This is a genomic window from Grimontia kaedaensis, assembly GCF_023746615.1.
Classification (GTDB): Bacteria; Pseudomonadota; Gammaproteobacteria; order Enterobacterales; family Vibrionaceae; genus Enterovibrio; species Enterovibrio kaedaensis.
Genome location: NZ_CP082276.1, coordinates 337364 through 350658, shown reverse-complemented (window position 1 = coordinate 350658; position 13295 = coordinate 337364). Strand labels below are relative to the sequence as shown.

The window sequence follows — 13295 nt, the reverse complement described above, 5'->3', positions numbered from 1 at the left end:
CAACCAACGTTATTGTTCTTGTTGCTTTTCATTCCTATCGAAATGAAAATGATTAGTGAATGAATTGTTAATAAATGCTATAAGATTTACGAATAAAGTAAATCAATGATGAATGAATTTATTCACTCTCTGAGCGAGGAAACAGAAATAAGTTCAATAACCTTCTAATATATCGACGGTTATTACTTTTGAGATTTTTAGAAAATGAGTGAATCAACACGATTACCCTTGTTCATCCAGATAAGTGAGTTGTTGCGCAGAGAAATCTCGGCAGGTTATTGGTTGCCGGGAGAGAGGCTGCCTACTGAAGCGGAACTGGCAAAAAAGCTGGGTGTTGCTGTCGGTACGCTGCGCAAAGCATTAAACGAGCTTGAACAGAATGGATTGCTGGAAAGGATTCAGGGCTCCGGCACTTACGTGAAAAACACGCCGGATAATTCCGCGGTGTATCACTTTTTCCGCCTAGAACTGAAATCCGGTGGCGGCTTGCCAAACGCCGACTTTCTGAGCGTGGAGCAACACACCAATACTTATGTAGCTTCTTTGTTGGGGCTGGAATCAAACGCGCAACTATGGCGTTTCCGCCGCTTGAGAAAACTCGACCAACAACCTGCTGCAATGGAAGAGATTTGGATCAGCGGAGAGCACAAAGACGATATCGCCCCAGACGATCTCGTGGAATCACTGTATGTGTATTACCGCGAAAAACTTGGCTTTTGGATTTCAAAGGTGCAGGACAGCATCACAGTCGATCACGTGCCGGACTGGAAGCACCAAGACTTTAAACCCGAGATTGGCTCTGCATGTGGCTATATCGAGCGCTTGAGCTGGTCAAACCGGGATCGTATCGAAGAGGTTTCTTTCACTTGGTATGACCCGGTAAACGTGCGCTATGCAGCGCGATGGACATAACGAAAACGATAGCCTCTCAGGCTACCAAACAAACGTAAGGGACGGACTGAATGACAGATCAAGTAATTCGCTACGGCATCCTAGGCTGCGGCATGATGGGACAAGAGCACATTCGGAACATTCAACTTTTAGAGAATGTAGAAATCACCGTGCTTGCCGAACCTAACGCAGGAATGCGCGAAAAAACACAAGCGTTGGTGCCAACCGCCCGCACGGTTGAAGGTCTGGATGAATTACTTGAAGCAAACGATATCGATGCCCTCGTTATTGCGACCCCTAACTTCCAGCATGCCGAGCAATTGCTAGGCATCGTGAGCCGCTGCTCACTGCCGATCTTGATTGAGAAACCCATTTGTACGCAGATTGATGATGTGGCGCGTTTGGTTGAAGCCGCCAAATCCCACCCGGCACCGATTTGGGTTGCGATGGAATATCGCTACATGCCCCCTATCACCTTATTACTCGATTTGCTGGCACAAGGCGAGATTGGCCAGCGCCATCTGTTTTCAATTCGCGAGCACCGCTTTCCTTTCCTGCATAAAGTGGATGATTGGAACCGTTTCAACCACAAAACCGGCGGTACACTGGTAGAGAAATGTTGCCACTTCTTTGATTTGATGAGACTGATGGCCAACGCTAACCCTATTCGAGTCTTTGCTTCCGGCAGTCAAGCCGTCAACCATAAAGACGAATCTTATAACGGCGAAGCACCGGACATCCTCGACAATGCTTATGTCACCGTAGAATTCGACAACGGCACCCGCGCCAGCTTGGAGCTTTGCATGTTCGCTGAGGGCTCGCGCTACCAAGAAGAGATCAGTGTTGTCGGCGACAAAGGCAAGGTGGAATGTCTGGTTCCCGGCCCCGGCCGCTTCTGGCCGACAGACACCCTTGGCGAACCCCCCGTCGCCCAAGTCATTTCCAGCCCCCGCGATCCAAAGGGACCAAAACAAATGGAAGTGCCTGTAGATCCTACGCTTCTCGAAGCTGGTGACCATAACGGCTCCACTTTCTATCAACATCAGAAATTCCAACGTGCCGTGTTAGGTGAGCAAGATGTAGAAGTGTCATTGGAAGATGGCTTGAAAGCCGTGGTAATCGGGCTTGCAGCGCAAGAGGCTATAAAGCTGAATCAGGTCGTGACCTTGCAAGATAATGGCCTGAGCTTTTAGGGGCATGCTAAAAAATCCCCAAGAGGCAAAACCACTTGGGGAGCAGAACTGTCAGCTGTTGGACTGTAATTGATGAACGGAGTTTAGCTTTCTAAGGTCTGTTCCAGCGCTTTTTTCAATTCCAGTTCGGCGTTCTCAATCACCTGTTGAGCCTGCTCACGCTGCGCTCTACCCTCTTTCACTCGCGAAAGAGTATTGTTCAGGGTTTCGATTGTCAGCTTGTTCACCGTTTCGAGTGAATCCAAATCCAGAATACCGCGTTGATAGTTTTCTGCGATTTGCTCTTCCAACACTTTCAACTTTTCCGCGTTCTGAACATATTGCTTGTTGGTGTAGTCCTTGACGGCACGTGTAACTTTAAGCGCCTTCTCTTTCTCATAGTTTGAAATAGCAATAAGGAACTGGCGCTTCCAAAGTGGGAAAGTGTTATGAACGATATCTTGGATATCTTCCATCAGCATTTTATTGCCTTCCTGCGAAAGGCGGATTTGAGGTGCAGTTTGAATGGCTGCTAGGCGCGTTAGTTCCAAGTTGTGCACACGCTTTTCTAAACGAGCAACGGCTTGTGATGCATCACGGTATTTCTGTGCATCGAGCGCATCTCCGCTCTGCTCTGATTGTTGTAGCAGTTCAGGCAATACCTTTTCATTCAACTCGTTGAGCTTGTAGCGTCCAGCAGCAATGTATTGCTCTAGCCCTTTCAGGAGATCAAGGTTATGGTCGTACAAGGTATCAAGTTGGGTGATATCGTGCGCCAACTTAACTTCCTGCGCTTCAAGACGATCAGAGAGTTGCTCTAATTGGCTTTTCACTGAATCAAAGCTAGCGGAAAACTTCTTAAACGAATCAAACATTTCACCAATGAGCGGAAGCTTTGATAGGAAACTGCCTTTCCCAAGGCTATCGAACTCGGCACTGTCCATGGAAGACACCATGGCATGAAGGATGTCACCCGCCTCTCCGCTATCACGAACACGAACCTGATCCAGAACTTCATCGGAAAACGCTGTGATTTTCTCTAAAGCATCTTTACCAAATGTGATGGTGGCAACCGTATCAAACGGGTCGAAGCGGTCGGCAATTTCAATTACCTCTGGTGTTACTTCGATTACAACTGGCTGATTTTGGGAATTGGTCAATTCAGTCATTGGATCTCCCTATCTTTTATGACGGCGTGTGGCTGGGGAATTTCTGCCACAGCTGTTCAAACTGTCGAATGAACGCGGCGACAAATCTGCGATCATCCGTAAGTGTTATATCTTCCTGATTGTATTTTGAGGCACTTCGCGTCCAGTTGAAACTGCCGTTGATCAAACGGCACCCATCAAATATCGCAAACTTATGGTGCATATGGTACTGAGTCGTATCAATTTTGACGGCAACGCCCTGCTCTGCGAGATACTCCACATCGCTGCCTTTGTCGTTCATTTTGTCGTTGTCAGTGACTATGCGTACGTCCACCCCACGCTTGTGCGCCTCAAGGATATGTTTCGTTAAGTCGTTGTCCGCAATGGTGAATACGCAGATATCAATGGTCTTTCTCGCTAACTTCAACTGTTCGATGATGCCTGACGCACAGGTTCGTCCCGGTGAAAACCAGCTTGTCGCGGTTTGTGCTGAATTCGCATTAATTACATTATCCAGCACCTTGATAACGCGTTCTAACCAACGTACCAATGCTGCCGCATCTCCCTGATTAGCAAGTTCTTTCTGAACCAGCTTGAAGCTCAGATTGCGTAAGTAAGATCTGTCTTCATCACTGAGCACAGACTCTGCTAACTCAGCTTGTAAGGTTCTGCGCTCGCTGTCGTCGAGGCGATAATCTTCCAGCGAGGCTTCAAGCCACGCCGACCATTTTTGTCGGTTCACTTATTCCCCTCCTTGGGAGTCGCTACCAAAGCGCGCAACGTGTTGGTTCAACATGGCGAGTTGCTGTACAACCTGGCCTGCACGATCTTCTGAATCGCCCATCATTTGCTGACGCTGATAACCGTCGGTGATTTCTTGCCAACGTGCTTTCTGTTCAGGCGTCATATCACCGCGCAGTTCAGCCAACTTAAGCAAGTTTTCTTCCGTTCCTGCTGCGAGCGTCTGCGCTTCACCTTGATAGTGATCCTGCAACATGGTGTACAACTCATCGTCCGTCATTACCGACGAAATCTTCTCCGCCAGTTTGTTCATGTTCCGGTAAGATCCTTGCAGCTTGAATGGCGGCTCAACGCGGTACTGATCAGCCGTAGCAGCAGACTTGATGTACTGTTGGTTAACCTTCAGCACGGTTTGCTGAGCGGCCATTAACTTCTGAAGAGTTGAGATAATTTCGTTCGATTCCGTCGCAGAATACGCGTGGCTCATCTCACTGAGTGCAATACTTTCACCGTCTGCCATTCGCACGAAGCGATATAAGTCGTTCAGGTCACGGGTTGCCAGCGGTGCAAGCACAGAGTTCGACGTGAGTGAGTTTTCAATGAAACTCAACTCAAAGGCTTGCTTCTGATCAGACAGCATGTCGCCAAGGTTATAAATGTCTGCACGGTTAGCTAGCATATCGGGTATACGGAACGATTCACCGCTTTCTGTGTAAGGGTTGCCCGCCATCACCACGGCAAATTTCTTACCGCGCATATCATAGGTCTTGGTTTTGCCTTTCCACGTTCCTTCAATTCGGCGTGTACCATCACACAACGAGATAAACTTCTGGAGGAATTCAGGATGAGTGTGCTGAATATCATCGAGGTAGAGAAGCACGTTATTGCCCATTTCAAAGGCAAGGTTTATCTTCTCTATTTCGCGGGCAGCATTCTGATCGGGGGCATCTGCTGGGTCTAATGATGTTGCCTGATGGCCGATAGATGGACCATTGATTTTCATGAATACGAGCCCAAGTTTGTGCGCCACGTATTCGATCAAAGTCGTTTTACCGTAACCTGGTGGGGAAATAAGTAACAGCATCCCCATCAAGTCAGTGCGTTTCTTGTCGCCCAGTGTGCCCATCTGTTTGGCAAAGTTATCGCCAATAAGGGGCAGGTAACTCTCACTTATCAATTTGTTTCGAACAAATGACGTCAGAGGGCGAGGTTTGAACTCGCTCAAACGGAAATCTTCTTTAGCCGAGTTCAACAGTAAGGTACGTTGGCTGAGATAGGCTTCAAACTGCGGCACGACTTTGCATCGGTGGTGCTCGTTACGCTGGATAAAGTCGTCCAGCACGATACGCAGCTGCCCTTTCTCGATACGGTCATGTTCACCCAGTATTCCTTCCACATCAGCAACCAATGAGAAATCGACACTGCAGATATTGAACTCTGAATAGGCTTTCAGAACGGCAATGGTTGCAGCTTCAACCACAAAAGCTTGCCCGTAGCCCTTTTTATGAGTGTATGCGGTAAGCCACTGGAGGTGGTCAGAGTATGCTGACTCAATATCAGCACCTCCGGCTTGCCAACCCAGACTGCGGCGGAATTGAAGATAATCCTCATACAGACTCAATGCGTCCTGACTGACATCAACACTTAAATCAGACTCGCCGAGCAGGTTAACCAAGAAATCTGCGGCTTCATCACTTTGTTCAGTTGCGAGCTCAGTCGCCAGCTGTTTTTGGAGTTGCTGGTAAGCACCGCCTGAATTCAGGTGCTCTCTCAGCAGTTGCGCATTATTGGCTTGCTGGCGAAAAGCACTCAAAGTATTAGCATCTTGCGCCAGCACCCATCGAATCGCAGCAGAGCGCGCGCTTTGGCTAAAACGTAATAATCCCGCTTGCTGATAGATAGGTAGAACCCTATCCAGAATACACGTGGCATCGTTGTCATGGATGCCTTTCACATACCCCTCTTTGTAGCGAGGTGCGGCGAATTTCTGAACGCGTTCGTTCAGGGCGTTGCTTTTCTGAGCGGCATACAGATCTTCGAGATTCAATCCATCTTGATTATTCTCTGCGCCATGCAAAATGAGGTACGCCAGATATTCCGCGCGGTAGACGTCATCACTTTCCGATGTCACATCCAAACGGGAAAAGGATTGCAGCTCAAGAAACTTTTCATCTTCAACCGCTTGATAGAAATCCGTCCCAGAAATATGGGTCGAAAGCTCCCCATGATGCTCTACGAGGCTGAGATCCAATGCCTGTTGGTTCACGCTGAACCTGTGTTTACCCAGTCGTAGAACCTTGCCACCTTGCTCAAAGATATCCTGATTATCGCGAAGAGAACGAAGGGATTGGTCTTGCAGTGATTTGAGCTTGGAATCGACGCTATCCGCTTTAACACTGTCGCCCAAGTCTCGAATAGTTTGGGAGAGCTGGTGAAGCTTGAGTACCATAGCATCGGTTGCGAAGTAGCTGTTCAGTCCTGCCACATCATCAAAACGCTCTACCCGCTTTTCAATACTCGCCATAGTGACATTCGCCGCCTGCAGCAAATTCTGTACGCGGCGCTGTTGTGCAGAAATCAGCTGCTGTTTGTGGTTATCGAGCGTTGACTGGATTTCATCACGTTTGGCATATATTTCGGCAAGGAACTGGTCAAAATCCGCGAAACGGGACTCGAGTTTATCTAACTGTCCCACCAGCTTGGCGAGTTGGTTGTCGCACTCATCAGGAGTTGTTGCCTGCTCCATCGCGCTGCTGACGGATTGGCTCAGCAGCTTAAACTGGGCGCTGAATTCCGCCTGCGCTTCTTCACTTTGCAACCCTTGAGATTTAGAACGTAGTTTGGCCGATACCGTATTCAGCATCGACGATACTTCTGTCGTCAGGTCCAGAATGCGCGTGGCTTGGGTGGGATCGTCCGTTTCAATGTCGGTAACTTCTTCCGTCACCAGTTGCAGTTCGTTGCGAAGCGTGTCGACCTGCCCTTGCAGCTTCTGGATTTCAGCCGTTTTATCTACCGTTTCCAGTTGCTCCTCGATACTCTGAATTTGCTTCTTAAACGGAACGTACGCCTTTTCTTCCTGAAGAAGGTTGAGCAGTTGCAGGTTTAGGCTTTCACGCTGCTCCTGTAATTGTGTTTGCAACTCATCGACTCGAGCTTCATCAATGTAGTGTTGCTGGCGAAGAGCCATCACTGCACCAACCTGGCCTTTCACTTCCGCCAAGAGGCTGAGCAAGGTATTCGCCTGCTCCTTTGGAGCCAGTTTAATTTTACCAATAAGGTCAGAGACAATAGTCTGCTGCGCTTCAATGCTTTGCGCGGCGTGCTGCTGAAGTTGCTGCACCTTGGCAAATTCATCAATGATTTTGTCTGCGGTGCCCATCAACTCATTGATGGCAGAGCCAATACCCAACGCATATTCATGGCCCAACCAGGTGTAATGATCCAGCGTTGACTGACATTGCTTCAACAGCATTTCATAAGCTGCTTGTGTGACTTCTTCTGTCTGGGCTAACTGACAAATCGAAAGCACAGAAGAAAGCGCCCGAACCAGTTCTGCATTCCCCAGATTGAACAGCGGACTGCTTACATCTGACTGCGCATTCACACTTGCGTAGTGCTCTGGTGTTGAGAACGGCGTATCCCAGATCCGTAAGGGGTGGATCGTTGACGCTTCTGCGTTTTCAGAAAGCTGAAACACAAGAAAGCGACCATCTGGGTACAGGCTATAACCATGACTTTCCATGGGTGCTTCAAATTTCTTTTCTATCAGGTTGTAGGTATACGCGACGTAATAGCCATCAACCGGATTGAAAAAGAAATACAGAATATCTTCACCATTGGGTGACATGATTTTCTGGAAGAATTTCAAATGACCTGAAGGAAAATCAAACTGTTTGCGCTCGCCGTTAGCCAGAACATAACCGTTGGCATAAAGCACGCCGTGATCTTCCGGCAACGCTTTAGCACTGACGCCCAATGCATCAGCACGGGTGACCGACTGGTTAAGCGGATTGTAGAGAAAATAGCGACTGTGTTTTTCACGGTTAGGCTTAACGCGAAGGGCGATTAAATCGCCGATAAAGGCATAATCGATTTGCGCATCTGCCACACTTTGGTGCGCATCTTCAACTTCTTCGCGGTAAATTCCCTTGCCTTCGGATGTATTGTCCTCAACCTTAATGGTCAGGTCACCACCCACACACTCCACAAACAGCTTGTCGCGAATAGACACATGCGGGTGTTCTCCCAGCACGTGGTCATCACGGTTTGTTGCAACCCAATCAAAGTCGTGTTGAACCGTGCTTTCCAGCGATTCATGCCCATAGGAATCCATGTACTCTACAGCATCTGCTTTGAGCTGGAAGCGGAACACTTTACGATCTTCAGGACGACTACCAATCTGGAAAGCAATATATAGGACACTTTCCTGACGGGAGATTTGGGAAAGACGCGCATCACGGTAGTACGTAAACAGTTCAGTAAATTCATGAACAAAACGCTGATCACCGAGAAAGCTGCTTTCAATGGGTAGAGGCTCTACACGGAACGTACCGTCATTTTCGTGCAGCTGATAAAGGCCAAACACATCGTCCAGTGATGGCGATGCCTTCATACCAACCTGTACGTGGTAACCAAACAATAGCTGTTGGTTAACTTGCGCCATGTCGATGGGAATACATTTCGCATCGGTCTGCACATTGGCTTTGCCGACGAGCTTGAGTTCCTGACCACCAAATACGGTCTGGCGAGTTTGATTGAATGACTGAGAAAGAGATTTTAGCTGGTTGCCCTGTTGGGACAGGCGGGATTTGAGAACTTCATATGCACCACCTTCACTCACAGCTTTTTGAGTCGACTCTGACATGCTAATACCTATTCATCCCGCCTCTAATGAGGCGGGATTCTGTGAGAGTAATTGAGGGTGTTACGAATTTTTGTCTGACGATGGCTCCAGTGTGCCTTGCAGTTTCTTCAGAAGCTCAGTCGCACCACCTTGCGAGTTCAGCAAGCTCGCCAAGGCGACGTTGCTTAAATCACTGCTCTTCAGGTCCGTGTTTTCCAAAATCGCTTTCAGATCTTCCGGTAAGCTGCGCTCACCATCAACGTACTCAGAAACCAATGGGTTCAGCACCTTAGACTGCTCAAATTTTGCATCAACGGCTGAAGCATCCATGATGGTACGGCGGATCTGCTCCATGCCTTCACCACCAAACAGACGGATATCTGCTTTCGCCAGTGCTTCTGCCAATGCCTGCGCATTTGCACTAACCACGGTTTTCTGCGCTTCGATACGTGCGATTTCAAGCTCTTTGTCTTGCTGGAGTTGCATAACCCACTTGTCGTGTTCGCGCGTGTGGTCATCATACTGTTGAGCAGCTTCAAAACGTGCAGTTTGAGATTCTGCTTCCGCCAAGCCTTTCGCACGCAGCGCTTGCGCTTCTGCCTCACCTGCACTTTGCAGAGCAAAGGCTTCCGCTTCACCAGTTTCTTTAATCGCTTGCGCACGCTCACGGTCAACTTCCACTTCTGCCAAGCCCGTTGCGCTGATCAGTTCTTTCTCAGCCTGAGCCATGCGTTCTTTCGCTGCGGCTTCGCGCTCTTTCGCTACATAATCAGCTTCAGCACGTTTTGTCGTTACGATTTGGTCAGCTTCTGCTTCTCGCGTCTTCACTGCCAATGCATTTTCTGCATCACGCGTCTTCACTTTCAGCTCTGCTTCATTTTCAATCAGTAAGCGCTCTGCGCGCTCTTTCGCCGCTTCTTTCTCTGTACGAGCCGCCACCAGCGATTCAAGCTGCTTAGCTTCTGCGGCTGCTTCCGCTTCAACCAGACGTACACGTTTTTCACGGGCTACGCGTTCGTTGACACGCAAGTTTTCCGTTTCTTCTTCTTCACGAGCAATCTTGCGTTCAATTTCCACGCGTTGTGAACGTGTTTCAGAGACAGATTTCAGCGCTTCTTCCACTGTGGTCTCTTTCTGCATTTCGCGCTCAGCCACTTCAGATGCCGTACGCACTTTCTCTGTTTCGACTGAACGGTTGAGTTCTTCTTGTTGGATAGCGACCTGACGCTGGTTGGCGATACGCGTCATTTCCACTTCCATTTCCACACTTTCACGCTTCTTGGCCACTTCCTCTTGTGTTTCCAGCTTCGCAAGCTGCGTGACGCGTTCATATTCTTCGCGTTTTTCTGATGCAAGCGCCTCTTCCTGCGCCTTGATAATATCTACTTCGCGTTGGGTGCGTGCTATAGACTCCTGCTCTTGCTTGTCGAGTTGCAGACGGTTTGCTTCCGCTTCGACGTTTTTCTTCTTCATCGTTGTACGCTCATCCTGACGGATAGCGTTGGTTTCAGTATTTTTTTGCGCAGTAATAGCTGAAATTTTACGGATACCTTCAACGTCGAGGATGTTGTCAGGGCTGTGGGCATCCAACGCGGTCTGATCAACTTTGTCGATAACCACGTCGTATATTTTGAAGCCATCCATTTCACTACCGATTACATCAACAACTGCATCACGGAAAGCGCGGCGGTTGGTCAGCAGTTCTTCAAATTCGAACTGCTTTACTGCCGTTTTTAAGGCTTCTGAAAATTTTGGCTGGAAGTGTTCTTTGAGGCGATCAAGATTCGAAGCTTCATGTGCGGTAAAGAGTTTTGCCACGCGGATGATGTCATCTTCTTCGTGGTTTACACCGATGTAGAAATCCACCTTCAGGTCTGCGCGGATATTGTCGCGACAGTGCAGACCTTCATACTCTTCACCTTCCTGATCTTTGCGGCCACTGCGGATCACAGAGATTTTTTTACGGGTGATATCCATGTATTCAAATTGGTTAACGATCGGCCAGACAAAAGTACCTGTCAGAGATGCGCGTGTGCGATGAAGGCCATTAACAATCAACGCATCACCCTCGCCACGCACCTTCTTATAACGGGATGTGATGAAAATCATCACAATGAGGAAAACAGCTATGCCACTGGCGATAAAAATAATGCTTGGGGAAATTTCCATTTCCTACTCCTGATAATTATTCCATTAAGCTTTTTTTGCTACGACGTAGCGGTCTGAAGCATCATCTTTGTAAACAATGATCACTTCATCTCCATATTGAATCGAACTATCATCCTGCAGCATTGCATCAAGTAGAAATTCATTTCCTTCATGCAAAACGACGACTTCACCTTTTTTCCTATTAACGACATTGCTATGAACACGGCCCTTTAAGCCAATAAATTCCACCTTCGCAAACGTTTTTTTACGGTCGAATAATGGAGCCAAGGGCTTCAATAACCAGGCTGATATCGCCAGAGAAATGTACGTAACAACAGGAATAGAGATGATATTTGCAACCAAGAGCATCGAGCCGGAAATAAAACCTTTAACGATATCTGATGCATAAAACGAGATAACGGTTGCCACGAAAAACGAGACGCACAAAGCAACCATTAGAGGAACTTTTGAAAGGACTTGCGGAAGGAGAAGGCCTGAACCGGGCAGATTATCAAGATCGAAGAGATCTATATCCGCGGTAAATCCCTCCACTACATTGAAGACTAAATCGACCAGCATAATGAGAAAGAACACCACAAACGGAACAAAGAACACGCTTGTAGGGAACGTCATCAACACACCCAGAAATTCACCAACTGTCATTTATAATCCTCTAAACAAAGTGTTATAAGGTTTTTATTTTTTATTTGACGTCTAAATGCTTAAACAAGCCTGCCCAGACTAACCTGAATTGAACATGTTTGAAGCAGCATCGTGTTCTTATATGATTCGGTTCAAATAAACGCTTCAAAATTCCATCCAGCATACAATTGTCACTAGATTAAGAATCCGCTGATGTGAATTAACTTACTAATATACTTAAGTTAGATGTATTAAAAGGTTAGATATCAAAGAAAAAACAACACCTCACAACCTTGTTTCCAGAATCACACCTACCGCAGTGCTCAAAGACAAGTGTAAATTTACGCAAATGATAATCGTTATCATTGAATTATTGTTAAAGGCGACGTATTTTAGGGTGAAGTAAAGTAGTCAGAGAAGAATAATGAAGAAACCGAACCCTGTTCAGCTTACTGTCAAAGCAAGCATAGCCATTACTCCAAACATGCAGCGTATTGTGATGCATGGCGAGGGACTAGCCCGCTTTCCTGCCAACTGCGAAGGCGGATATATCAAGTTAATGTTTGCGCCGGATGGCAGCACAGATCTGAGTTCACTTCCAGCGGGTGAAAGGCCTGTTATGCGCACCTACACTATCCGCGAGTTGGATTTCAGCACACACACGATCACAGTAGACTTTGTCCGCCATAAGGTTGATGACTGTGGCTGCGGCCATGCCGCTCGTTGGGCAATAAACGCCAAAGTTGGCGATACCATGACGATTGCTGGACCTGGCACCATTCAGGAAATCAACAAAGAAGCCGATTGGTTCTTTATGGTTGCTGATATGACTGCCCTTCCTGCGCTGTCTGTCAAAATTGCATCACTACCTCAACATGCAAAAGGCCATGCGGTGATTGAAGTACTTTCTAAAGACGACATTCAGCCGATCCAAGCCCCTGAAGGAATGCAAGTCGACTGGCTGGTTAAAGGCGTAAAAACACTGGCAGAGCAAGTCCAGGAAAAAGAATGGCTGGATGGCGACACCGCCATCTGGTGTGCTTGCGAATTCGATTCTATGCGCTCACTACGCCAATATTTCCGCAATGATCGAGGCGTAGAGCGAGACAATATTTATATCAGCAGCTATTGGAAAAACGGCGTGACTGAAGAAGGCCACAAAGTGATCAAGCAAAAAGATGCTGAAGCAGTTGCTTAATTCGAGGCTTTAGAGTTTTCAATATTGAGCAGGGAGCATAGTCAGCTCCCTGCTAGCTATCATTACAGGCTAGCCATTACCGCGCTGTAGTATGATTGAGGAGTCACTTCCTCTACTGCCATTTGACTTCCCACATTGCTGCGAATAGAGGTAATCACCACTTGTTGACTTTCACCTTCAACTTCCAGCATTTCAAGCATCGCATTAATGTAATCACCTGAACCTTTCGAGGTGTCTTCCATCATTTGGTCAAAATTGTCCTGAATGAACATCGCCGCCTTAACACGACTGCCTTCACAGGTATCTTGTGAAGAAATATTTGAAGAAACTGCGGTGGTACCTAAATCCCAGATAACGTTCGAAATACCGGCAGCTGCAGGAATGTCGTTAAAGATCATTGCGCCGATACCACATTGCGTCCAAGGGTTAATACCTTTTTTTTCCTCAGCAACAACATTACCCGATACCAAAGCGGCAGCTACAGCGAATAAAGCGATTTTTTTCATAGT

The 13295-nt window shown here is 47.5% G+C and carries 9 protein-coding genes; 3 read left to right on the top strand and 6 right to left on the bottom strand.

The window, feature by feature from the left end; all coding sequences use genetic code 11:
- Positions 1-204: 204 nt before the first annotated feature.
- Together K6Q96_RS18450 and K6Q96_RS18445 are read left to right on the top strand one after the other, a co-directional pair.
- Complete coding sequence (locus K6Q96_RS18450) at positions 205-912, top strand: GntR family transcriptional regulator (RefSeq protein WP_251881697.1); 708 nt, start codon at positions 205-207, stop codon at positions 910-912.
- Between the two features lie 50 nt (positions 913-962).
- The gene (locus K6Q96_RS18445; RefSeq protein ID WP_251881696.1) at positions 963-2084 is read left to right on the top strand and encodes a Gfo/Idh/MocA family protein; all 1122 of its coding nucleotides are present in this window, start codon (positions 963-965) and stop codon (positions 2082-2084) included.
- An 83-nt stretch (positions 2085-2167) separates the two neighbouring features.
- On the opposite strand, the gene K6Q96_RS18440 is transcribed toward K6Q96_RS18445, so the two are convergent.
- The 5 genes from K6Q96_RS18440 to K6Q96_RS18420 are packed head-to-tail and all read right to left on the bottom strand — an operon-like array spanning position 2168 to position 11609.
- Entirely contained in the window at positions 2168-3232 is a 1065-nt protein-coding gene (locus K6Q96_RS18440; protein ID WP_251881695.1) for a toxic anion resistance protein, read from the bottom strand.
- Between the two features lie 16 nt (positions 3233-3248).
- The gene (locus K6Q96_RS18435) at positions 3249-3953 is read right to left on the bottom strand and encodes a phospholipase D-like domain-containing protein (RefSeq protein ID WP_251881694.1); all 705 of its coding nucleotides are present in this window, start codon (positions 3951-3953) and stop codon (positions 3249-3251) included.
- On the bottom strand, positions 3954-8819 hold the full coding sequence (locus K6Q96_RS18430) for a DNA repair ATPase (protein ID WP_251881693.1): 4866 nt from the start codon (positions 8817-8819) through the stop codon (positions 3954-3956).
- Between the two features lie 60 nt (positions 8820-8879).
- Positions 8880-10967 carry a flotillin family protein gene (locus tag K6Q96_RS18425; protein ID WP_062663592.1) on the bottom strand — a complete coding sequence of 696 codons (2088 nt, stop codon included), beginning with the start codon at positions 10965-10967 and terminating at the stop codon, positions 8880-8882.
- A gap of 24 nt (positions 10968-10991) precedes the next feature.
- Positions 10992-11609 (bottom strand): DUF1449 domain-containing protein, encoded by a 618-nt coding sequence (locus K6Q96_RS18420; RefSeq protein ID WP_251881692.1) that lies wholly within the window; start codon positions 11607-11609, stop codon positions 10992-10994.
- Between the two features lie 403 nt (positions 11610-12012).
- Between K6Q96_RS18420 and K6Q96_RS18415 the strand changes: the two genes are divergently transcribed.
- Positions 12013-12786 (top strand): siderophore-interacting protein, encoded by a 774-nt coding sequence (locus tag K6Q96_RS18415; RefSeq protein ID WP_251881690.1) that lies wholly within the window; start codon positions 12013-12015, stop codon positions 12784-12786.
- A 62-nt stretch (positions 12787-12848) separates the two neighbouring features.
- On the opposite strand, the gene K6Q96_RS18410 is transcribed toward K6Q96_RS18415, so the two are convergent.
- The gene (locus K6Q96_RS18410) at positions 12849-13292 is read right to left on the bottom strand and encodes a DUF3015 family protein (RefSeq protein WP_251881689.1); all 444 of its coding nucleotides are present in this window, start codon (positions 13290-13292) and stop codon (positions 12849-12851) included.
- Positions 13293-13295 lie beyond the last annotated feature (3 nt).

Excerpts from the sequence above, each read along its gene's own strand:
- K6Q96_RS18415 (WP_251881690.1), top strand. The coding sequence starts at position 12,013 with ATGAAGAAACCGAACCCTGTTCAGCTTACTGTCAAAGCAAGCATAGCC.
- K6Q96_RS18425 (WP_062663592.1), bottom strand. The coding sequence starts at position 10,967 with ATGGAAATTTCCCCAAGCATTATTTTTATCGCCAGTGGCATAGCTGTT.
- K6Q96_RS18430 (WP_251881693.1), bottom strand. The coding sequence starts at position 8,819 with ATGTCAGAGTCGACTCAAAAAGCTGTGAGTGAAGGTGGTGCATATGAA.
- K6Q96_RS18420 (WP_251881692.1), bottom strand. The coding sequence starts at position 11,609 with ATGACAGTTGGTGAATTTCTGGGTGTGTTGATGACGTTCCCTACAAGC.
- K6Q96_RS18450 (WP_251881697.1), top strand. The coding sequence starts at position 205 with ATGAGTGAATCAACACGATTACCCTTGTTCATCCAGATAAGTGAGTTG.
- K6Q96_RS18445 (WP_251881696.1), top strand. The coding sequence starts at position 963 with ATGACAGATCAAGTAATTCGCTACGGCATCCTAGGCTGCGGCATGATG.
- K6Q96_RS18410 (WP_251881689.1), bottom strand. The coding sequence starts at position 13,292 with ATGAAAAAAATCGCTTTATTCGCTGTAGCTGCCGCTTTGGTATCGGGT.
- K6Q96_RS18440 (WP_251881695.1), bottom strand. The coding sequence starts at position 3,232 with ATGACTGAATTGACCAATTCCCAAAATCAGCCAGTTGTAATCGAAGTA.